This window comes from Enterococcus sp. 9E7_DIV0242, from assembly GCF_002140975.2.
Classification (GTDB): domain Bacteria; phylum Bacillota; class Bacilli; order Lactobacillales; family Enterococcaceae; genus Enterococcus_L; species Enterococcus_L clewellii.
This window is the reverse complement of the sequence record NZ_CP147247.1, coordinates 924313-945252: the sequence shown is the minus strand read 5'-3', so window position 1 is coordinate 945252 and position 20940 is coordinate 924313. Positions and strand designations below refer to the sequence as shown.

Below are 20940 nucleotides of genomic sequence, written 5' to 3'. Positions count from 1 at the left end.
AGAATCATGAAAAAATTATTTGGTATTTTACAAAAGGTAGGAAAGTCTTTGATGCTGCCAGTTGCAACCTTGCCGGCCGCTGGTATCTTGTTGGCTTTTGGAAATTTGTTTCATCAGGAAACAGTATTGAATCAATTTCCTTTTTTGCAGGCTGACTGGTTTCAAGTTATTGCAGATGTGATGGAGCAGTCGGGTTCGATTATTTTTGGAAATCTGCCTTTACTCTTTGCCATTGCTGTATCGATAGGTCTTGCTAAAAATGATGGTAGTGCAGCACTTGCTGGTGTCGTGGGCTACTTGATGATGAATATGGCTATGGGGGCAGTATTGGGCATCACCCCAGAAATGGTCGCTGAAAATGGGCAGAAATACGCTACCGTATTGGGAATTCCCACGCTTCAAACCGGTGTGTTCGGAGGGATTGTTGCAGGTGTGATCGCTGCTAACTGTTTCAATAAGTTCTACAAGATCGAACTGCCGCCATATCTAGGATTCTTTTCGGGTAAACGTTTCGTCCCAATGGTAACAGCTGTATTTTCTTTGCTTGTAGCAGGCGTTCTTTGTTTCATCTGGCCGCCGATTCAGGATGGCTTGAACGGTTTTTCCGCAACAGTGATCGAAGCCAATCAAACATTGGCAGTATTTATATTTGGTGTTATTGAACGAGCGATGATTCCATTTGGTTTGCATCATGTGTTTTATGCGCCATTCTGGTTCCAGTTTGGTTCTTATACCTCAGCATCAGGCGCTATCATCCATGGCGATCAACAGATTTTCTTCCAACAGATGCGTGATGGTGTTACTTTGACCGCAGGTGCCTTTATGACAGGAAAATTCCCATTCATGATGTTTGGTTTACCGGCAGCTGCTTATGCAATGTATAAAGAAGCCAAGCCTGAACGTAAATTGCTGGCGAGTGGAATTTTGCTATCAGGTGCTTTGACAGCATTTTTGACTGGAATTACTGAACCACTTGAATTTTCGTTCTTATTTATTGCCCCTGCACTTTATGGAATCCACTGTTTGTTGGCAGGTGTTTCCTTTGCAGTGATGAATCTATTGCAAGTTAAAATCGGTATGACATTGTCCGGTGGGTTGATCGATTACATATTATTTGGTGTTTTAGTCAATCGTACAGCCTGGTGGTTGGTCATCCCTGTGGGCGCTGCTTTTGCAGTAATCTATTATGTTGTTTTTCGATTTATGATCGTGAAGCTGAATTTACCAACACCGGGACGTGAGGAAAATACAGATGAAGACACGGGTGGAGTCACAGCTAACGGAGATAATCTGGCAGTCAGCTGGAACATCATTGATGCGTTGGGAGGAAAAGCAAATCTTCGCTCTGTAGAAGCTTGCATCACTCGTTTGAGAACGATTTTGGTAGATAATTCTATTGTCGATGAAGCCGCACTGAAAAGACTTGGTGCAGTAGGCGTTGTTCATGTCGGCGATGGATTCCAAGCAATTTTCGGCGCAAAATCGGATATCTATGCGACTACAATCAATGAAATCATTGATTCTAACATGGAGAGACCCGCTGAAAGCGAACTGCAAAAAAATGTTACGGTCGAGCAACCGGTAGAAATCCAGCTTCAAAACGCTTGTGCAGCCCTCAAAGATAAGATAGTTTCTCCGGTAGCAGGAAAAATTATTCCTATGAGTGACGTTCCAGATCCGGTATTTTCACAAAAAATGATGGGTGATGGCTTTGCTATTATTCCTGAAGACAAAGTTATTGTTTCTCCAATTGATGGAACAGTTGTAAATGTTTTTCCTACACAACACGCGGTGGGCTTAAAAACTGATTGCGGAATCGAACTGATAGTCCATGTCGGTTTGGATACTGTTGCTCTTAAAGGGGAAGGATTTCAAGTATTGGTTAATGAAGGAGATCAGATTCATAAAGGTCAAAAGCTTTTCATTGTTGATTTTGATTACTTAAAAGAACAAGAAAAAAACACGATGACGATTATTGCATTCACGAACCTTGTTAATAAAGAAATTAAAATTATTTCAGGAGAATCAGTTTCTGCAAATCAGTCAGCGATCGTTGATTTAGCTTAAGAAGGAGTGAGAGAAAATGTACATGGTTTTTGACATTGGTGGAACATTCGTAAAATACGCTATCTTAGATAAATCAGGAAATATCTTTATCCAAGGGAAGTTTCCAACTCCTCCAAGTTCTTTAAATGATTTGCTGGTTGAAATGTATACCATAATCGAGCGATATGAAGAATATGAAGTGAGGGGGATCTCTATTTGTTGTCCCGGTGTGGTCGACTCCTATCAAGGGGTCGTCTACTATGGCGGTTGTCTGACTTATCTGCATGAAGTAAATTTAAAGCAAAAATTTATAGAAAAATTCAACGTACCAGTTTCGATTGAAAATGATGGCAAAGCAGCTGCACTTGCAGAATTATGGCGTGGTGGAGTAAATGAGTCCAAGCACGCTGTGATCATGGTTCTTGGAAGCGCAATAGGTGGAGGAATTGTGATCGATGGGAAGCTTCATCGAGGGAAACATTTCTCTGCGGGCGAAGTAAGCTACATGGTAGGAGATCCAACAAAGGAACCAGGCGTATATAAAATGTGCGGCTTTGATGCGTGTGCACCAAAAATGATTGGACAAATCGCAGAAGTAAATGGCCTGTCAGCTGATACAGATGGTCGAGTGGTCTTCGAATATATCCACGCAGAAAATCGTGAATCATGGAAGATTTTCACAGCGTACTGCCATAAAATAGCAAGGATGATTATAAGTCTTCAATATATCCTTGATCCTGAGCGTTTCATTATCTGTGGAGGGGTGAGTGCTCAACCGCTCGTAAGAAATCAAATTATGAACGAAGTAAAAAAAATCTATAAAGAAAATCCAATGTATTTGCTCATGCCGGTGATCGAAAACTCTAAATTGAATAATGATGCGAATCTCTATGGAGCCTTGTATCACTTCTTTGAAGAATATATTGAAAAAGCGGATGAGTATGAGGAGCATAACGCAATCCTATGCCCAAACTGCAGTACGGAGCTAATTGCTTTAGAGCAAAGCAGCATCTAAATAAATGATTGGAGGATTTGCAATGGAGTCAACTGAAAAAAAGAAAAATCAGTTTCTTGAGTCGATTTTGTCAGGCGTAAATTACATGCTGCCTTGTGTGGTGGCAGGAGGAATTATGCTGGGCGTAAGTTTTTTACTTGATGATCTATCCATTAATCCGGAGACGTACGGAACAAATTTGCCGTTAGCAGCATTTTTTAACAACAATGGCAATGCCATGTTTAGCTTCATGTTACCGGTATTTTGTGCAGGAATTGCTTTTTATATTGGTGGAATAGCAGCAATTCCCGCGGCATTGATGGCCGGAGCTTTATGTCGAGATGGCGATTCCAGTTTTCTTGGAGCCTTACTTCTAGGCTTTGTAGTTGGATATTTGGTTATTTTTCTGCAAAAAATATTGGCTAAGCTCCCGGAAAACTTCACTATTCTTAAAGATTTATTGATCATACCACTTATTTCGGTCATTTCTACTGCTTTGGTAGCACAATTCTTGGTAGAGCCCGTTATAGGAAAATTAAACCTATTGATGAATTCAGGTTTGCAATCCATGAATGGCTCCAGTCAAATTATATTAGGTGCTATTTTAGGATTGATGCAATCAGCCGATATGGGCGGGCCTATTAATAAAACTGCGTATTTGTTTGCAACAGCAGCCTTAGCTAATGGTCAGTATGTCTTGATGTCTGCAGTTTTAGCCGGTGCGTTAATTCCCCCATATGTGACTGGAATCTCTTCACTGATCTTCAAAAAGAAATTTACCGATGAAGAACGTGGTCAAGGTATTACGAACATTATCATGGGTTTGGCCGGAATCTCTGAAGGCGGAATCCCCTTTCTTTTGAAAGATCCACTGAGAGTTGGTGGGGCATGTATGCTAGGTTCAGCTATTGCTGGCGGCGGTTCTGTCCTATTGAAATGTTCAGTGATGGCACCATTCGGTGGTTTTTTCATCTTACCATTAAATGCCAATCCATTTGGATTTGTCATTTCGGTCGTACTCGGTGTTACAGTTGGGGTAGTTATATTAGGAATAACAAAAAAGGAAATAAGTGAAACGAAAGCAGAAGCAGAAATGGCTAATTAAACGAAGAAAGGGACTAAGACATTCGCGTGTCCTGGTCCCTACTTATTTATATAAGAAAATTTTTTACACTATTTAATGAACATGACAGGAAATGTTGTGTTCTTCAAAAATAGTTTTAAAATAATCTAATTCTTCTGTATGTAGCTGAGGAATATCCTGCATGGTGTAATCTCTTACTAAAAAAGCATATTTTTTTTCACCAAATTGATGAAAGGGAAGTAACTCAGCCTTGGTTATTCCAAGTTTGTTGAAGAATGCTGCGAAGGCCTTTGCATTTTCGATCCCATCATTAAAAGCAGGTATTACCGGAATCCGAACGATTAAGTTGTCATGTTCCTTTAATGCGTAGGATAAATTATTTACTATTGGTGCTAATGGAACACCCGTCCCTTCTCTATGCTTTGCTTCGTCGTGATGCTTTACATCGAAATAAAGCATATCTACTTGGTCGATATATTTTTTGAACACGGCTTCCTTTGCAAAACCCGTTGTTTCACTAGCTGTGTGAATTCCTTTTTCCCTCAATTGACGCAACAGCTCTGTAGCAAACTCAGCTTGATAAAGGACTTCTCCACCTGAAAGCGTGACACCGCCACCTGATTCTTCATAAAATACTTCATCTTTCATTACTTCATCTATGATAGCTTCCATAGATTTATATTCCCCTACAGTTGTAAATTCCTTCTTTTGATTGTCCCACATCTTTTCCGGTTTTCCATCTTGAGATTCAGGATTGGAACACCAAAAACATCTCAAGGGACAGCCTTTAAAAAATACCACAGTACGAATCCCGGGACCATCATGGATACTAAATTTTTGGATATTGAATATACATGCTTTATCGATCATTGTGAAGCTCCTTTCTTATTCACTTGTATTTTACCAGAAAAATAATCTTACGTAAATGGTATTAATTACGTACGAAACTATTTTCCAGTTTTAAATATTGTTGGAATAGGAAAAGTATGGTAATCTGTTAGAGATAAGGAGGTAGCGTATGTCAAGAGAAGAGGAAATTATTGCTATCGTAAGCCAAAAGAAAAAAATAGAAGTCAACGAGCTTTCTGAGTTGCTGAATGTGTCAAAAGTAACCATTCGAAAAGACCTTGATAAGCTTGAATCAAGAGGATTATTGCATAGACAACATGGATATGCTTTACTAAATAATTCAGATGACATTAATTATAGACTTGCTCAAAATTATGATCTTAAAATGAAAATAGCGGTTGAAGCCAGTAAAATCGTTAATGATGGTGACGTGATCATGATTGAATCGGGCTCTACCTGTGCTTTACTAGCTGAAGAGCTGGCGTTCAATAGAAGTGATATAACGATCATTACAAATTCTTGCTTTATTGCTTCTTATGTAAGAAAAGCAGATTCGGTGAAGGTTATTCTGATTGGCGGAGAATACCAAAAGGAATCTCAAGTCAATGTTGGACCTTTAGTCAAACAAGTAATCAGTGAATTTTTTGTTGATAAATTGTTTGTTGGGATTGACGGTTTCGATCAGAAGAGAGGCTTTACAGGAAGTGATATCACAAGATGTGATACAACCCGAACGCTGGCTACAGCAGCCAATCAAACGATTGTTTTAACAGACTCCAGTAAATTTATGCAAAACGGGGTCATTTCAGAATTTGGATTTGATGAAATAAGCAAGGTGTTCACTGATTCAGGTATTCCTAAGGAGACACGCTCCTTTTTAAAACAAAGAAATATCGAAGTAGTTACTGTTTAAACGAACCAACTCAGTCTAGAAGCTAAGGTGAGTGGAACGCGCAACCTAACCAAGCTACTTTTACTATCTAAAATCGAAGAAATAGTAGGTCAGAAGTATTGTATTACTTGAAGGTGAATAGGTTAGCTCTCGTCTTTTTTCTATGAACGTAAACCAAAAATGCACGTATGTGCATTTTTGGTTTATTTTTTTTTATTGCCTTGTTTATATTGACGACATTTATTCATATATGTTATGATTTTTACGAAAGAAACATTATTTAATTACGAACGAAAAAACAGGAGGGCTATTATGAATACTCAAATGAAGACAAGAGAGCATGTAAGTGACCAGCCGTATTTTGGACAGTTGACCCATCGAATGAATGAGTACCGTGAGTCGGTACTCAATAAAAAACCGTATATTTGTGCCGAAAGAGCATTATTGGCTACCGAAGCGTATAAAGAGCACCTAAACCAGCCAAGTGTTATGAAGCGAGCGTTGATGCTGAAAAATATTTTAGAAAAAATGTCGATTTATATTGAGGATGAAACGATGATCGTCGGTAACCAAGCAGCTTCAAATAAAGATGCGCCAATTTTTCCGGAGTATACATTAGAATTTGTTCTTAATGAATTGGATCTCTTTGAGAAAAGAGATGGAGATGTCTTCTATATCACAGAACAGACGAAAGATGACCTGCGTTCCATTGCTGATTTTTGGGAAAATAATAATCTTAGAGCAAAAGCTGGTGCATTACTTCCTGATGAGGTCTCTGTATTTATGGAAACAGGATTTTTTGGAATGGAAGGGAAAATGAATTCTGGGGATGCTCACTTAGCTGTGGATTACAGAACAGTGCTTGAAGTAGGTCTTGCTGGGTATAAAGAACGGACTCTTAAAGAAAAAGCAGCGTTGGATTTGACGGAGCCGGAAAGCATTGATAAATACCAATTTTATAATGCTATACTGATTGTTTTGGATGCTGTAAAGACTTATGCAGAGCGTTTTTCAGAATTAGCCAAAGAGTTAGCTGAACAAGCCTCGCCTACAAGAAAAGCTGAGTTGTTGGAAATCAGCCGAGTTTGTGCAAAAGTCCCAAATCAACCAGCCGAAACATTTCTTGAGGCTGTTCAATCGGTTTGGTTTATCCAGCTTATCTTGCAGATTGAATCCAATGGGCATTCTTTGTCATATGGACGTTTTGATCAATATATGTATCCATATCTGAAATCTGATTTGGAAAAAGGAACTATCACGGAAGAGAAGGCTGTTGAATTATTGACAAATCTTTGGATCAAGACATTGACGATCAATAAGGTACGAAGTCAGGCGCATACATTCAGTAGTGCAGGAAGCCCTCTTTACCAAAATGTTACGATCGGTGGGCAAACGAAAGATAAGAAGGATGCAGTAAATGATTTATCGTATCTTGTATTACGCAGTGTTGCTCAAACAAAATTGCCGCAGCCGAACTTGAGTGTTCGCTATCATTCTGGCTTAGACAGTCGATTTATGAATGAGTGTATTGAAGTAATGAAACTGGGCTTTGGTATGCCGGCTTTCAACAATGATGAGATCATCATTCCTTCATTTATTCGCATCGGTGTCACAGAAGAAGATGCTTACGACTATAGTGCAATTGGCTGTGTAGAAACGGCTGTCCCTGGTAAGTGGGGCTATCGATGTACTGGGATGAGTTACATGAATTTCCCTAAAATACTGATGATCGCAATGAATGACGGCATTGATCCTGTTTCAGGGAAACGTTTTGTAAAAGGATATGGGCACTTTAAAGAAATGAAATCTTTTGAAGAGCTGCAGGATGTTTGGGATAAAACTGTACGTGAATTGACGCGTATGAGTGTCATCGTCGAGAATGCCATTGATTTAGGTCTTGAACGTGATGTTCCGGATATCTTATGCTCCGCTTTAACAGAGGATTGTATTGGTCGAGGGAAAACCTTGAAAGAAGGTGGAGCGGTGTATGACTTCATTTCCGGTCTACAGGTGGGGATCGCCAATCTTGCGGATTCTCTGGCAGCAATCAAAAAATTAGTGTTTGAGGAAGAAAAAGTCACTCAAGAGGAGCTATGGGAAGCCTTAATGACGGATTACGCGAGTGAACGCAGTAAAGAAATCCAACAAATGATCCTTCATGATGTTCCTAAATACGGGAATGATGATGACTATACAGATCAGTTGGTGACAAAAGCTTACGACAGCTATATCGAAGAAGTGAAAAAATATCCGAGTACACGTTTTGGTCGTGGACCTATTGGTGGTACTCGTTACTCAGGAACATCATCTATCTCTGCGAATGTCGGGCAAGGGAAAGGAACGATGGCAACACCAGATGGACGTAATGCCTGGGTTCCTCTTGCAGAAGGTTGTTCTCCCTCTCATAATATGGATAAAAATGGACCAACATCTGTATTGAAATCTGTGTCCAAATTGAGAACAGACGAAATCATCGGTGGTGTATTGCTAAATCAAAAAGTGAACCCGCAAACTTTGGCAAAAGAAGAAGATAAACAAAAGCTCATCATGATGCTTCGTGCATTTTTCAATAAGTTGCATGGGTATCATATTCAATACAACGTTGTCTCTCGCGACACACTGATCGATGCACAAAAAAATCCTGAAAAACACAGAGATTTAATTGTTCGTGTGGCTGGATATTCCGCATTTTTCAATGTCTTATCAAAAGCGACGCAGGACGATATTATCGAACGAACAGAGCATGTATTGTAAAAAGCAAATGTCATTTTAATGAAACTAAAGAGGAAAGTGAAGTGTAAACAATGGAATTTATGTTAGATACAGCGAATATTGATGAAATAAAAAAATATGAACAGATACTTCCGTTAGCAGGTGTGACCTCTAATCCTTCTATTGTAAAAAAAGAAGGGAAAATCGATTTCTTTTCTCATATGAATCAAATCAGAGAAATTATCGGGATGGATAAAACATTGCATGTACAGGTCGTTGCAAGTGATTACGAGGGAATGATCAAAGATGCAGAGACGATTTTAGAAAAAATCGATGCACAGGTATTTATCAAGGTTCCAGTAAGTGAAGTTGGCTTGAAGGTAATCAAGGAGCTGAAGAGACGAGAAATCAATGTGACTGCAACAGCGATTTACACAAAATTTCAAGCATATTTAGCTATTGCAGCTGGTGCTGATTATATCGCCCCTTACTTCAATCGGATGGAGAATCTAAATATCGATCCCAGAGAAGCTGTTTCTGAAATGGCAAAAGAAATCGCACGTACCAACAGCCACACAAAGATTCTTGCTGCCAGCTTTAAAAATGTTGGACAAGTCAATGCAGCATTGGAATGTGGTGCACAAGCAGCTACAATGGGCGTTGATATTATTGGACAAGCGTTCGATATGCCATCTATTGAAAAAGCAGTTGCTGACTTTACGTTAGATTGGGAAGCAAGTTTTGGTGAAGGAACGTCTATTTCTTCACTATAATCACTACTATTGGGAGGTTTATTATGGAAAAAATTTTTGCAAGTCCGGCCAAATATGTTCAAGGAAAAAATGTTTTATCCACTGGGATTTCACATATCAAAGCATTAGGAAGCAAGGCACTTCTCTTATGCGATGACATTGTTTGGGAAATTGTGGGAGAAGTATTTTACAAAGATTTAGAGAATGGCGGGTTGACGGCTACGCGTGTTCCATTCAACGGTGAAGCTTCTACGACAGAAATCAGCCGAGTGAGTGAGGTTGGGCGTAAAAATCAGTGTGATGTGGTCATTGGTCTAGGAGGCGGAAAGACCATCGATGCTGCAAAGGCGATCAGTGATACATTGAATGTACCGGTTGCCGTAGTTCCAACCATCGCTTCAACGGATGCACCGACTTCTGCCTTATCTGTAATATACTCGGAAGAGGGCGTCTTTGAACAATATCTGTTTTACAAAAAGAATCCTGAATTGGTTCTGGTTGATACGGCAGTCATTTCCAAAGCACCTTGTCGACTTCTTGCATCTGGTATTGCAGATGCCTTAGCAACATGGGTGGAAGGGCGCTCGATCATCTCCTCTCATGGGAAAACTATGGGCGGTGCTGCACCAACTTTAGCAGCAGAAGCGATTGCAGAAAAATGTGAAAGAGTTTTGTTTGCCAACGGATTACAAGCGATGGAAGCATGTCGAGCAAAAGTTGTCACACCGGCTTTGGAAGCAGTTGTAGAGGCAAATACGCTTCTTAGTGGGATTGGGTTTGAAAGCTGCGGTCTGGCAGCAGCTCATGCAATTCATAATGGCTTTACAGCCCTGCATGGCGATATTCATACCTTGACTCATGGGGAAAAGGTTGCATATGGTACCTTAACCCAACTGTTCCTAGAAAACAAACCGAAAGAAATGATCGATCAGTTCATCTCCTTTTATCAAGCGCTGGAATTACCAACAACATTAAAAGCATTGAAACTAGCCGATATTTCTTATGACGAACTACTAAAAGTTGGAAAACTGGCCACACAAGAGGGTGAAACGATTCATCAGATGGCTGCCGATTTTACAGCAGAAGATGTGACAGATGCCTTGTTTGCAGTGGATGCTTACGTCTGTTCATTAGCTGGATGAAGCAGAAATTTATCCTTTAACTACGATCATTAGTAAGAAACAAGTTTATTCAAATTGATCGATTCCTATAAAAGCTATAGGATCGATCAATTTTTTTGTCCATCCTCAACTCCTCATGCTCCGTCTATCTTATCTATGCCAATTTTGTTATAGTTGAGAAAAAGCTGATTGAGGTGATTGCTATGAACAGGAAACTTCTGCTTCAAACACTAATCAAATTTCTTTTGGGGTTGGCGGTAATCAGTCTGCTTTTGTTTCTTCCGGCTGGGACGATCTATTTCTGGAATGCATGGTTGTTGATCGGCGTGCTGTTCATTCCTATGCTATTACTAGGCATCGTGTTGTGGATCAAGGCTCCGGAGCTCTTAGCCAAACGTTTGAATACAAAAGAAAAACAAACGGAACAAAAGCAGGTGGTTTCTCTGTCATTGCTGATGTTTGTCACTGGATTTATTATCGCAGGCTTGGATTATCGATTTGGTTGGAGTCCCTTACCTTTATGGTTGATCATTCTTGCGGCTGTTCTGCTATTGGCTGCTTATGGAATGTATGCGGAGGTCATGCGTGAAAACATGTATCTGTCACGAACAATTGAAGTACAGGAAAATCAACAAGTAATCGATACAGGCTTGTATGGGATCGTCAGACACCCAATGTATACAGCGACGATCATTCTTTTTTTGGCAATGCCACTTGTTTTAGGGTCGGTTCCTGCATTTTTGATCTTTCTGCTGTACCCTTTGTTAGTAGTAAAAAGAATCAGAAATGAAGAGCAAGTGCTTGAACAGGATCTACCTGGTTATGCACAATACAAGCAAAAGGTACGTTACCGATTGCTCCCGTTTATCTGGTAAAAGAAGTGAGGCTTAATGAATATGAAAACGAAGAAGTACAGACACCATGTCGATCGATGTGTGTCTGTATTTTTTTATCTATAAAAACTTATATTAAATTGATTATCTTTTCATAAGTTGGTAAATGTTGATATACCCTGTATCTACAAGGAGTTAAATAACCTTGCTTACTCCTATCATAATGGGAGGGCGTTGAATCTTCGATAAATTTCAAAAAAGAGAAAAAATACACACTCTCCTATAGGGCAAAAATGTGTATTCTTTAAAACGTATTTAATTTATATTGGTTGTAAACCACCGCCATATTGATTTATGGAAATATGCATTGGCCAGCTTTTCATAAAAATACAAAGATGCATAAGAAATTAATAGAGGGAAAAACTTATTCTGTTATTAAAAAGTAGGTTAATTCTAATAAATACTATTGCGGTCGAATTAAGCTATAGACATGGCACTCAATCCTGTTTCTGTTCTTTATTATGGAATTGTGACAGTATTCTTCAATTTTAAAACCACATTTTTCCAATACTTTACTTGACCCTCTATTGTAGGAATATACACTAGCATGAATTTTGCTAAGGTTGTATTTTTCAAAGGCGATTTTGCATATTTCTTTTACTGCATTTGTTGTTATCCCTTTGCCCCAATAGTTCCTAGCAAGCCAGTAACCTAATTCAGCATTTTTATTAATAGAGGTATCTTCTTCAAATGTTAGGCTGATACCTCCAATAGCCCTTTCTTGATAAAAAATAGCATAGCTAAGTTGCTTATCATCTGGAGTTGTCAAACAAAAACTAATAAAATCCCTAGCGTTCTGCTCCGTATAAGGGTGGGGAAAGTTGTCACGAAGATTCTTTGCAATTTCTTTATCATTTGCAAACTCAACTAAATCGGTAATATAAGCATAATTCCACTCTATAAGTTCCATTTTTCTTCTCCTTTTATGAAACAGCTGCCAGAAATCTTTCTAAGCCAATACCACTTATCAAACAGCGTTCTTTTTTATTTCCAAGCATTTGATACGTCCAGTCAACAAATCCACCGTCAACCATTTCAACGGTTTCATTTCCTTGTTTGACCGATAATTTGAAATTGATACCTTTATAATAATTATTATCAACATCATCATTATGAATGGATAACTCTATATTAGGAAAAATAAATTTGATAGTTTCAACCATTCTGTCGAAAAATCCGTCATTATCTTTGTATCCGTTTCTTTTGCGTAGAATAACAGAGAAACGAACATTTTCTATTTCACTTAATATATCTTTATAATAGTTCAAGTGCTTTTCTAACAACATTTTTTCACAAGTGTAAGACCCTGTATCTATACCAGACGAAACCATACAATATAAGCCAAAATGTGAATATAAACCTTTACCTACAACATTTTGTGCTCTTATTGCCCTAGCAGTAGCAGCCATGTGGATAGGTATGGTATTATTTTCTTCTTTTCTTTTTAATTTATCAGCAATAATTATTGCCAACATATTTGAAGGGTCTGCAAGTATTTCTGTCCCTCGTAGAGCACTCACTACGTTATATTGATCTACGGAGCCAAAAACGCTACAGCTACCTAATGGAGCAGAGGGAGAAAGCATAATCGTCTTGATATCCATATTGAATGCCTTTCTCAATAATTTTGATTCCAAAGCATGAATTTCTTTTGGATCTATACTGCTAGGGATGGTAAATCTATTTAGTTGGTATGACTTTAGAATATCAGTTGCAGTTAAAGTATTTGCTTGTCTATCAAACACTTCTAATAGAAGTGAGTTCAAATCTGATTTTGATAGAGCTGATAACTTATCAACTATATTCTTATCCCCAATTTTATTTGTAATTCTACTTAAAATATCACTCATAGTTATCCTCCATACTGTTACTTTCAAAATAATTATAGAATGGTTACAACAACTAATCTAGGTCGTTTGACCCAAAATGAAAAAGTATCTGAGACATAAATTAAATGCCCAGATACTTAGCGTATCTAAACTCGAATAAACGGTGGGACAGAAGCAACTTCTTCGACAATAAGCCGGAATTTAGCAAAAATTTGTGGAGCAATTTTCGTAAATTTCGGCTTATTGCTTGAAGCTAACCGCTTCGGTCCCAACCTCTTTTTGAAATTATACTTATGTTGTAGGAAGATTCTTTAATACCTCGCGCTGATTAATTACACTAAATCTTTTGTTTTCATAAGCAATGAGATGTTCTTGTACACATTCATTTATAGCACGATTAATGCTTCTAATTGGAGCGTTTACTTCACTAGCAAGCTGTTTTTTGGTAAGCAGATTTAATTCATTTCTATAATAATGTAAGGATATACACCTCAGAAGTCGTTCTTTAACACTTAAAGAGGATAATTCTTCAATTAATTCAGCATTCACAACTAATTTACTAGTTATTTCTCGAATCAGAAATTTCGTAGCTTCAAAATCTCCCTTTAACCAGTTTAAAAAATCATTTCTATGAAGTTTATATACATTACAATCTGTGAAAGCGACAATTTCAACGGGTTTTTTTCCATCATTAAATTGTTCCATTTCTCCAAAAAAACTACCACTTCTATAAAGATGAATAGTTGAGATGTTTCCTTTCACGTTTAAGATGAATGCTTCTGCAATACCGTCAATCATAAGAATTACATATTCATTTTCTTGCTCAGCAAAAAGAATAGTCTCTTTCTTTTTATACGTTTTTTTAACAAGCTTCTTTTTAATATCTTCATTCATAAAATCAATTAAATGCACATTCATCCCTCCTTACCAAATCTTTGATTAAATTATATCATCTTTCAATTAGTTAGGTTAGATAGTAAAAAAATATATACTATTCCATTATTATTTTCCAGTTGTCATTTTTTTGCAAAGTAAGCTCAAACTGGGAAAGCTGTGTAACTGTGGTTTCCTTATCAAGGTATTTCACTGTTACAATAGCGTTCATTTGATTGTTAACTTGTGTATAAACAGGATTCATAAGTTCCACAAATACATAATTACATCAAGTACTTGATTACTTAGTATATTTTTAAAATTAAACTAGAAAACGATTTTGTCTGGTGGTATCATCTAAATGAATGAAAAACAAAATGGAATAGTTAGCTTGTTGAACAATTGTTACTGTTGAAGGGAAGAGATGTAGTGAAAAGATTAAGTAAGTTCGCTGTTTTATTTAGTGTTGGTTTGGTGGTCAGCGGTTGTACAGCCAATAATCAAAGCCAAACAGAAAAATCAAGTGAGACCAGTGAGACAAGTACGACAGAATCAAAAGCTTCTGGTGAACACATTGATTATGACAATCAGGAAGAGTGGGAATTCACCGCAGGACAAATGCAATCACCGATCGATATTCCGACAGCGAAAGCAGAAGCGATGACTGAAGACACGGGAACCCTGGCATTGGATTACGATGCAGACGTGAGCAGTGTAGAAAACAATGGGCACAGTATTCAAGTGTCCGATGGTGGTAAGGCACAAATCAACGGTAGAAATTTCACATTGACGCAATTTCATTTTCACGCGCAAAGTGAACATACTGTAGATGGAGAGCACTACCCGATGGAGGCCCATTTTGTTCACACTGCACAGGATGGACGAATCGCAGTTGTCGGTGTCTTTTTTGAAGAAGGGAAAGAGAATAAAGGCTTTCAGGAAGTGTTGGATGATGTCCACAATGAAAAGGACGATCCAATCACTGATTTAGACGATATGCTGCCAAGCAATAAAAGCTATTATCATTATTTAGGTTCATTGACTACGCCGCCTTTAAATGAAAACGTGGAATGGTATGTATTGGAAAATCCAGTACAGGTTTCTACTGAACAAATCGAATCTTTTAAAGAACTTTACTCGCATAATAATCGAGAAGTTCAACCGCTAAATGATCGTGTGATTTTGAAGTATTCGGAGTAAAAAAGATAGAAAAAGCTTTATTTATAATTGAGAGGTAGTATTTGTATATAGTTGAACCCATTTTTTAATAAGTTGAGGAGGATGGATTGAAAAAAAGATATTTTGTTGGAATGCTTATATTTCGGGTTGCTGGAACATTATTTTTGGGTCGTTTGGAGTTTTTGGCAGGGTGCTAACTGGAGATTATATCTTTAAACAAGACATGAGCATAAAGAGAAGTAGCTTTGTGATAAGAGAGTTTCGTTTTTCCTCTGTGAAATTAGAGTATAGGGAATTTTTCATGCAGTTGCTTACAATCTGAAGATAGTTCGGATGCAAAATAATGATTTTCAAAAATGAGGGTTTTGGAGGCAAGAAAGGTGAGATCAAAATTTACCAGGGATGACGATTTTTAGAAATGAGAGGATTTTCATTATAAAGAAGGTATTCTCCTAATTCTAATGAGAGGAGAATCCCTTCTTTATACTATTAATTTCGAATGTAATTCTTATTAGTAATAATAATAACCAGAGTAATAAGCATGAGTGTACCCATTAGAATAATAGTAATCTATCAAGTATAGAAAGTAAGTCTCACCATTTGATAAAGTACCTGATCGAGTGGGATTTGGACAACAGTTTCCCTTAATTGTTGTCCAAGTTTGATATGGACGTGAAGTAGCTTCAGCAGTAGTGTTATCACCAACTGGAACTAAGCTTATAGATGCACCAAGAGTGATTGTTGTTAATAAGATAAGTATTCCCCTTTTCAATTTCATATTGTTACCTCCTGTTTAATTTATTTCATTCATTATATACGTAATACAACACTTCGTCTATAAATGGAAGGATTTTTATCCAAATAGAGATTGTTTTCTTTTTTAGTTACTTATCTTGTCATTTTTTGATTTAAATGGCACGATTTTTATTTCGATAAATGGCAGATTCCATTGCTAATCTTTAAATCGAACAGATTATATTCTATAGTTAAAAAAAAGACAGATTCTAACTCGAATCTGTCTTTTGTACAAATTTCTATATTGTTTCTGGAGTAACTAACTCTGCTAATTTCGCTGCAATTTCTTCCATTGACTCCTCAATAGTACTCAAGCCACTTCTTGAACCAAGTAGTGGACTTACTTCCCGCAATTCCTCATAGGTTGTATTATGAACAATCGGAACAAGTAAATCACGAGCTAATAAGGCTGAAAGTTCTTTATCTGCCACGCCTTCTCCTTTGATGCGCTTTAGAAATAAAGGAGTAACTAAAACAATACCAACACGAGACTTCACTAACCCTTTATCAATTTCACGAAGTAAAGGTGAACCTAAAAGGACATCCTTTTCACTGAACCAAACAGATACACCTTTTTTTTCTAGTAAATCATGTAGTTCTTTTGCAGCATATTTGCGATCGTCCCAAGCATGGCAAAGAAAAACATCTCGTAAGTCGGGCAGTTCCGATCTCTCCTCAACTTTTTGTCGTACTGGAGTGAGTGTCCGAATTTCTTCAGGGGTGTATAAGATAGTGGAACCAGACGAAGCCCAACGTGCTTTCTTGTTTCGTTGGCTACTGTTGGAACTTCGACTTGTAGAAGGTGTGTAGTAGGTCGGAGAATCTGAAGAGTAATAGTTGTAGCTTCTACCACGTCCCCCACATACAGGGCATGCAGCTCTTCCACTCTCTGTGCGGTGCCCGTGAACCGGTGCTGTACATTGTGCCATTATTTTTCGCCTCCAAAATATAAATACATGTATTAGTTAAATTAATTCTAGCATTAATTTAACTACACTTCAATCTGGAATAGAATACCAATATTAGACGATGTTTCATTATCATAGAACATAATTATCGGAAACTCATTATTTTTATTTACTAATTAAAGAAATTACATTGACTAGTTTTTTATTTAAGAAAAGGTTAACAGAGAGTGTCCAGAAAATGGTTATTTTCTGGACATTTTTTATTTTTCAAAAATTTCCATTGATTTGATCAAATATGCTGTTCAATAACTCGTAAAATAATCTATGTTCATTTAATGGATATGTTAAAAGATAAACCGGAAGTTAGTTTTAAGTAAAAAAAATTGATTCTCAAAAATGAGGATTTGTGAGAGCTGGAAAAAGTATAGTGAAACCGGATAGTTTCTAATATCATTTTTTCATGTAAGATAATGAACATTTTAATGAGTAAAAAAAGAGCTCTAAAAACTTCTTTTGAGAGCTCAAATAATGATTGTAAATATTAAGTTTACTGTTATTAATAGATAAAGTATCTCGATCCTGAAACAGGATCAAGAGTTGAAAAGAACCCATTTAATGTATATCCATTGAAACTTGAAGAATAGTACAAGAACTGTCCATTTGCTGGAATTACATATCTGGCTAGACCACGGTTGTCGCCATTTCTACGATTATTAAAATAGAAAGAATCCTTTTCAGCTCTTACACCAAAATAGGGGTTAGCAGCGTAGTCTCTAAATCTGAAATGAAAGCCGCTGTATCTCCATCCAGAACCAGAAAACCCATTTGATGGATAGATAGGTCCCACTAAGTCATAAAACTGTGTTGGTACATGAGCCCCAAATGGCTGAATCATAGAGGCTGTTATATCATCAAAAATATCACTTGATTGTATATCTTCTGGATCAGTTACAGCTTCAAATGCAGCGATGTTTACTTCTGGTAACACTTCTGTAGTATTCAGATTTTCTTGTTTAGATTCAATGAATTCAATATAATCCAATGCGTCGTCTTCGGTCATAATTTCTTCTGATATAGGGTTGAAAATTGCCCCTTCACCTGATTGTACATGTTCCTTCATATCTTCGAAAGATGCGGCCTGTGCACTACTTGACATGAGAGTAAAACTAAACAAACTAAAAGCAACTACCAATAACAATTTTTTCAAAATCTAACACTTCCTTTCTGAAATAATGATACACTATATCGTATAAAGATGTCTATATAATATTAATGCATTTAGTAATTTTATTCGACTTTTTAGGATACTATGTTTCATAAATAATATGGATGTGTCAAAGGGATTTTAAGTAATAAATAAAAAAAATTGAAACCTTTTCTAAAAAAAATGACTCTAATAGGTAATAAAGGAAGGAGGAAGTTATGGAAAAAACTTTACAAATTATGTTGGTTAAGAGGGCGAAAAACGGGGATGCTGCAGCTTTTATAAAACTTTGTGAATCCTATGAAGAAGTACTCTATAATTCGGCGTATAAATTACTCCAAAATAATGAAGACGTCGTAGATTGCATACAAGAAACAGAAATTATAGCTTGGAAAAAAATATCAAATTTGAAAAATGAAACAGCATTTAATACATGGTTCTTTAAAATTATGATAAATAGTGCTAAGAAAATTTTAAGAAAAAAAGATAAAGTTATTGAATTTAACGATAGCTATGGAAATTATGAAGAAAAGGTGCATGAAAAATTGCACATGAATGAGATGCTTCATAAATTACCAGAAATATATCTAATTCCAATTGTTTTATATTACTATGTGGGTTTTACTATTACAGAGATTGCCTACCAATTGGATGTTCCACAAAACACCGTAAAGACGAGACTTTCACGTGGGAGACAAAAATTAAAATGTTTATTGGAGGATTGACAAAATGAAAAAAGATAATCTCGATTTTCTTAAGGAAGAAAGTGTGGTTCCAGAAGAAGTGAAGAAAGAAATAGCGAAACACAGAAGTAAAATTCTTAATTATGAAATTGAACAGGACAATAGTTTTGCTAAAAAGTATAGAAAATATGTCATTACATTATCTTCAGTAATATTGATTATATTGTTTTTAATGATGAATTCAGATGTTACTACTGCAATAAAGAATGTGTTCGGAATTAGTCAAGATTTGGCTGTATCTATCACAGAGGATAAAAAGGTACCTATTAAGCAAAATTCGGAAAGCAGCCAAAATGGCATTACAATATCATTAACTAAATTTGTTTCAACAAACCAAAAATATGCGTTTGACTACCAATTTGAAATTAAAAGTGAGGAGTTATTGGAGCTGCTGAAAAAAGAAATGAAGTCAGGATCAGATGCCCAATTTATTGACTTTGGTCTCAAGACTGAAGAAGATGATAAAGACTTGAATGGAGGGATGGCATTTAAATCAACTTTTCGTTTAGAAGGAAATACATTTTATGGTTCTGTAATCGCTAGTTCCATGAGTAAAAAAATTCCGAATGATGCTAATTTAATTCTACATATTTATAAATTATGGTGGCAAGATAGAGATGAATTTGAGGAAGCAAAAAGGAATGCATTATCAGATTTAGAAAAAAAACCATTTGGTGTTGAGTCTGCTTTAGAATACGAAGGAGACTGGTCTTTTAATATTGAAAACAAATTGTTATCTCAAATAGGTGTTCCCAAAATAAGTAATGTAGCAAATATCACTAATATAGAAGCACACAGCGATGCTTTGCAAACAACTGTGAACTTTAATACTTCATTAAGGAATAATCATTTAATAAGAGTCGATTTATATAAAGATGGAGAAAGTGCGCAAGAAAGTCTTTTTTCTGAAGTTTATGATGAAGATTCCGGAGAAATGACTATCGTTTTCAATTTGAGTATACTAGATAAATCGTCCACATTCCAGGTACAAGTTAACGAAATTGATCAGTATACTGGAAATGCAATTAATGAAATTGGTCATTTTGATGTTCATAATTAATGAAAAAATCGCTATTGTGAACTTTTTTCTATTTGAGCTATAATTAATGTGTAGTTAATTAAAACAGTATATGGGAGTGACAGAAATGAATAAAAATCATGATCTAAGTTCTTCTAGAAAAAATGTTAATGGAAAACAAGTATCAACAAAAGTACTAGAAATAACTAATGCAAATATACTACAAGTTGAAGTTGGTACAACTGGATACCGAGGTGGCGACACTGGTCATGGAGGTCGAACATACTTCGCTATTAGAGATTTAGCTGCTACCGATTTAGAAGCTGACGTAAAAAAGGATGTATATGGAACTGTAAGTGCAGTAGAAATTGAACTAGGTGGGGACACGGAATTAGAAACATTTATTGAAGGGTTGGAGTTTGCTGTAAAAGTACTTAAAGAACAATCAGGAAAATAATCATATTGGCAAGGTAGATCCATTAGAATGAGTAAATTTGAATTTTGCTCATTCTTTTATTGTTTATAAGCTATCAAAACTTAGGATTTTTAATAAAAAGGAATAGAGAAATAAAAATATATTTTTGAGACCTAATAACTATTTAAAAAGATAAAAATATTGAAATTAAGCGATTTATAAAGTATAATTAGTTAACTTTAACTAATATTTTGCAAGAAGGTGTATTTATGAAATTAAAAAGATTTGTAGCAGTATTGGCATTTCTTTCTATTCTCCTTTTTTGGTATGTCCATAAAGACCCTGTTATTGCTGTTCGAACAGAAGTTTTTTCTTCTGGATTTTTTGATGTAGGAATGAATTCAAAAGTTGAAAAAATCAGTGATGATTTATTCGTTATTTCCCCTGCACCGATAGAGGAAGAAACTTTAGCAGAGCTGAAAACATACCGTGTAAAAAAATATGGTATCTTATATTTTGCAGAATATGATGGGGAAGTTTAATAAAAATAAGGAGTGTGGATTTGATTATGAAAAGGAACATTGTTAAGTATTGTACAATTGTGTTGGGGGTATTCACTTTTAGTATTGTTGG

General features: G+C 36.4%; 21 protein-coding genes. 13 read left to right on the top strand and 8 right to left on the bottom strand.

The genetic code is table 11. The features are described from left to right. Positions 1-6 precede the first annotated feature (6 nt). The 3 genes from ptsG to A5888_RS04435 are packed head-to-tail and all read left to right on the top strand — an operon-like array spanning position 7 to position 4145. Positions 7-2067 carry a glucose-specific PTS transporter subunit IIBC gene (ptsG, locus tag A5888_RS04445; protein ID WP_339101954.1) on the top strand — a complete coding sequence of 687 codons (2061 nt, stop codon included), beginning with the start codon at positions 7-9 and terminating at the stop codon, positions 2065-2067. 16 nt (positions 2068-2083) lie between these two features. Then, on the top strand, positions 2084-3061 hold the full coding sequence (locus tag A5888_RS04440; RefSeq protein WP_086348005.1) for an ROK family protein: 978 nt from the start codon (positions 2084-2086) through the stop codon (positions 3059-3061). Between the two features lie 22 nt (positions 3062-3083). Continuing rightward, positions 3084-4145 carry a PTS fructose transporter subunit IIC gene (locus A5888_RS04435; protein ID WP_086348004.1) on the top strand — a complete coding sequence of 354 codons (1062 nt, stop codon included), beginning with the start codon at positions 3084-3086 and terminating at the stop codon, positions 4143-4145. Between the two features lie 72 nt (positions 4146-4217). On the opposite strand, the gene A5888_RS04430 is transcribed toward A5888_RS04435, so the two are convergent. Beyond that, entirely contained in the window at positions 4218-4994 is a 777-nt protein-coding gene (locus A5888_RS04430; RefSeq protein WP_086348002.1) for a glycyl-radical enzyme activating protein, read from the bottom strand. 148 nt (positions 4995-5142) lie between these two features. On the opposite strand from A5888_RS04430, the gene A5888_RS04425 reads away from it, so the two are divergent. The 5 genes from A5888_RS04425 (at position 5143) to A5888_RS04405 (ending at position 11325) form a co-directional block, all read left to right on the top strand. Then, positions 5143-5886 carry a DeoR/GlpR family DNA-binding transcription regulator gene (locus A5888_RS04425; protein WP_086348001.1) on the top strand — a complete coding sequence of 248 codons (744 nt, stop codon included), beginning with the start codon at positions 5143-5145 and terminating at the stop codon, positions 5884-5886. 291 nt (positions 5887-6177) lie between these two features. Further along, positions 6178-8619 carry a glycyl radical protein gene (locus tag A5888_RS04420; RefSeq protein WP_086348000.1) on the top strand — a complete coding sequence of 814 codons (2442 nt, stop codon included), beginning with the start codon at positions 6178-6180 and terminating at the stop codon, positions 8617-8619. Between the two features lie 50 nt (positions 8620-8669). Then, positions 8670-9350 carry a fructose-6-phosphate aldolase gene (locus A5888_RS04415; protein ID WP_086347999.1) on the top strand — a complete coding sequence of 227 codons (681 nt, stop codon included), beginning with the start codon at positions 8670-8672 and terminating at the stop codon, positions 9348-9350. A gap of 23 nt (positions 9351-9373) precedes the next feature. After that, a complete protein-coding gene (locus A5888_RS04410) occupies positions 9374-10471 on the top strand; it encodes a glycerol dehydrogenase (RefSeq protein ID WP_086347998.1) in 1098 nt (365 codons plus the stop codon). 182 nt (positions 10472-10653) lie between these two features. Further along, entirely contained in the window at positions 10654-11325 is a 672-nt protein-coding gene (locus A5888_RS04405) for a methyltransferase family protein (protein ID WP_086347997.1), read from the top strand. A gap of 421 nt (positions 11326-11746) precedes the next feature. On the opposite strand, the gene A5888_RS04400 is transcribed toward A5888_RS04405, so the two are convergent. The 4 genes from A5888_RS04400 to A5888_RS21475 all read right to left on the bottom strand — a co-directional run bounded on the left by A5888_RS04400 (position 11747) and on the right by A5888_RS21475 (position 14277). Then, positions 11747-12253: a GNAT family N-acetyltransferase gene (locus tag A5888_RS04400; protein ID WP_086347995.1), complete on the bottom strand. Its 507-nt coding sequence runs from the start codon at positions 12251-12253 to the stop codon at positions 11747-11749. 13 nt (positions 12254-12266) lie between these two features. After that, entirely contained in the window at positions 12267-13193 is a 927-nt protein-coding gene (locus A5888_RS04395; protein WP_339101949.1) for a hypothetical protein, read from the bottom strand. Between the two features lie 270 nt (positions 13194-13463). After that, a complete protein-coding gene (locus A5888_RS04390) occupies positions 13464-14084 on the bottom strand; it encodes a Crp/Fnr family transcriptional regulator (RefSeq protein ID WP_339101947.1) in 621 nt (206 codons plus the stop codon). 79 nt (positions 14085-14163) lie between these two features. After that, positions 14164-14277 (bottom strand): conjugal transfer protein, encoded by a 114-nt coding sequence (locus A5888_RS21475; RefSeq protein ID WP_422389745.1) that lies wholly within the window; start codon positions 14275-14277, stop codon positions 14164-14166. Between the two features lie 197 nt (positions 14278-14474). Here A5888_RS21475 and A5888_RS04380 point away from each other — a divergent pair, with 197 nt between their 5' ends. Further along, entirely contained in the window at positions 14475-15245 is a 771-nt protein-coding gene (locus A5888_RS04380; protein ID WP_086348003.1) for a carbonic anhydrase, read from the top strand. Between the two features lie 490 nt (positions 15246-15735). On the opposite strand, the gene A5888_RS04375 is transcribed toward A5888_RS04380, so the two are convergent. From A5888_RS04375 to A5888_RS04365, 3 genes are all read right to left on the bottom strand, one after another. After that, the gene (locus A5888_RS04375; protein ID WP_339101946.1) at positions 15736-16002 is read right to left on the bottom strand and encodes a hypothetical protein; all 267 of its coding nucleotides are present in this window, start codon (positions 16000-16002) and stop codon (positions 15736-15738) included. Positions 16003-16258: 256 nt separating this feature from the next. Then, positions 16259-16948 (bottom strand): toll/interleukin-1 receptor domain-containing protein, encoded by a 690-nt coding sequence (locus A5888_RS04370; RefSeq protein ID WP_339101944.1) that lies wholly within the window; start codon positions 16946-16948, stop codon positions 16259-16261. A 535-nt stretch (positions 16949-17483) separates the two neighbouring features. Then, a complete protein-coding gene (locus tag A5888_RS04365) occupies positions 17484-18134 on the bottom strand; it encodes a hypothetical protein (protein WP_339101943.1) in 651 nt (216 codons plus the stop codon). Between the two features lie 215 nt (positions 18135-18349). Between A5888_RS04365 and A5888_RS04360 the strand changes: the two genes are divergently transcribed. The 4 genes from A5888_RS04360 (at position 18350) to A5888_RS04345 (ending at position 20849) form a co-directional block, all read left to right on the top strand. Beyond that, on the top strand, positions 18350-18856 hold the full coding sequence (locus A5888_RS04360) for an RNA polymerase sigma factor (RefSeq protein ID WP_339101941.1): 507 nt from the start codon (positions 18350-18352) through the stop codon (positions 18854-18856). Positions 18857-18860: 4 nt separating this feature from the next. Further along, positions 18861-19934 (top strand): hypothetical protein, encoded by a 1074-nt coding sequence (locus A5888_RS04355; RefSeq protein ID WP_339101940.1) that lies wholly within the window; start codon positions 18861-18863, stop codon positions 19932-19934. Between the two features lie 85 nt (positions 19935-20019). Then, a complete protein-coding gene (locus tag A5888_RS04350) occupies positions 20020-20349 on the top strand; it encodes a hypothetical protein (protein WP_086347993.1) in 330 nt (109 codons plus the stop codon). Positions 20350-20576: 227 nt separating this feature from the next. Further along, positions 20577-20849: a hypothetical protein gene (locus tag A5888_RS04345; RefSeq protein WP_339101939.1), complete on the top strand. Its 273-nt coding sequence runs from the start codon at positions 20577-20579 to the stop codon at positions 20847-20849. Positions 20850-20940: the final 91 nt, after the last annotated feature.

Coding starts and splice junctions, on each gene's coding strand:
- ptsG (WP_339101954.1), top strand. CDS start 7: ATGAAAAAATTATTTGGTATTTTACAAAAGGTAGGAAAGTCTTTGATG.
- A5888_RS04440 (WP_086348005.1), top strand. CDS start 2,084: ATGTACATGGTTTTTGACATTGGTGGAACATTCGTAAAATACGCTATC.
- A5888_RS04435 (WP_086348004.1), top strand. CDS start 3,084: ATGGAGTCAACTGAAAAAAAGAAAAATCAGTTTCTTGAGTCGATTTTG.
- A5888_RS04430 (WP_086348002.1), bottom strand. CDS start 4,994: ATGATCGATAAAGCATGTATATTCAATATCCAAAAATTTAGTATCCAT.
- A5888_RS04425 (WP_086348001.1), top strand. CDS start 5,143: ATGTCAAGAGAAGAGGAAATTATTGCTATCGTAAGCCAAAAGAAAAAA.
- A5888_RS04420 (WP_086348000.1), top strand. CDS start 6,178: ATGAATACTCAAATGAAGACAAGAGAGCATGTAAGTGACCAGCCGTAT.
- A5888_RS04415 (WP_086347999.1), top strand. CDS start 8,670: ATGGAATTTATGTTAGATACAGCGAATATTGATGAAATAAAAAAATAT.
- A5888_RS04410 (WP_086347998.1), top strand. CDS start 9,374: ATGGAAAAAATTTTTGCAAGTCCGGCCAAATATGTTCAAGGAAAAAAT.
- A5888_RS04405 (WP_086347997.1), top strand. CDS start 10,654: ATGAACAGGAAACTTCTGCTTCAAACACTAATCAAATTTCTTTTGGGG.
- A5888_RS04400 (WP_086347995.1), bottom strand. CDS start 12,253: ATGGAACTTATAGAGTGGAATTATGCTTATATTACCGATTTAGTTGAG.
- A5888_RS04395 (WP_339101949.1), bottom strand. CDS start 13,193: ATGAGTGATATTTTAAGTAGAATTACAAATAAAATTGGGGATAAGAAT.
- A5888_RS21475 (WP_422389745.1), bottom strand. CDS start 14,277: ATGAACGCTATTGTAACAGTGAAATACCTTGATAAGGAAACCACAGTT.
- A5888_RS04375 (WP_339101946.1), bottom strand. CDS start 16,002: ATGAAATTGAAAAGGGGAATACTTATCTTATTAACAACAATCACTCTT.
- A5888_RS04370 (WP_339101944.1), bottom strand. CDS start 16,948: ATGGCACAATGTACAGCACCGGTTCACGGGCACCGCACAGAGAGTGGA.
- A5888_RS04360 (WP_339101941.1), top strand. CDS start 18,350: ATGGAAAAAACTTTACAAATTATGTTGGTTAAGAGGGCGAAAAACGGG.
- A5888_RS04355 (WP_339101940.1), top strand. CDS start 18,861: ATGAAAAAAGATAATCTCGATTTTCTTAAGGAAGAAAGTGTGGTTCCA.
- A5888_RS04350 (WP_086347993.1), top strand. CDS start 20,020: ATGAATAAAAATCATGATCTAAGTTCTTCTAGAAAAAATGTTAATGGA.
- A5888_RS04345 (WP_339101939.1), top strand. CDS start 20,577: ATGAAATTAAAAAGATTTGTAGCAGTATTGGCATTTCTTTCTATTCTC.